Genomic DNA, 516 nt, shown 5'->3' with positions numbered 1-516 from the left:
GCCGAGCAGGGCGTGCACCAGGGGGTGGGCGCAGAAGAGGCCGTCACGGACGCCGATGCCGTACTCGGCGGAGAGCGCGGCGGCCAGGTGGGAGCTGTTCCAGCCCTCCACCACGAAGGACAGCACGCCCACGCGCGGGGCGTCGTCGCCGAACAGCGAGAGCACCCGCACCCCGGGCACCTCGGCGAGGCCCGAGCGGAGCAGCCCGAGCAGGTGCCGCTCACGGGCGGCCGGCGCCTCGGGACCGGCCTCGGTGAGCGCCCGGCAGGCCGAGGCGATCGAGTAGGCGCCGATGACATTGGGCGAACCCGCCTCGTGCCGGGCGGCACCCTCGTGCCACTCCACCGCCACCGAGCCGTCGGGCCGCCGGGCCACCGTGCGGCTGGCGCCGCCGCCCGCGAGGTACGGCTCGGCCGCGGAGAGCCAGTCGGCCCGCCCGGCCAGCACCCCGGAGCCGAAGGGCGCGTACAGCTTGTGCCCGGAGAACGCGATCCAGTCGACGTCCAGCTCGCGCAC

1 protein-coding gene is annotated in these 516 nt (G+C 76.6%); it reads right to left on the bottom strand.

The window, feature by feature from the left end; genetic code table 11:
• On the bottom strand, positions 1-516 hold a 516-nt coding region (locus CCN33_RS27800), incomplete at both ends, for an aminotransferase class V-fold PLP-dependent enzyme (protein WP_140394707.1).

This window comes from Streptomyces recifensis (genome assembly GCF_002154615.1).
In the GTDB taxonomy this organism is placed as follows: Bacteria; Actinomycetota; Actinomycetes; order Streptomycetales; family Streptomycetaceae; genus Streptomyces; species Streptomyces griseoluteus.
The sequence above is the reverse complement of the archived record's forward strand: the minus strand, read 5'-3'. Positions and strand labels throughout refer to the sequence as shown.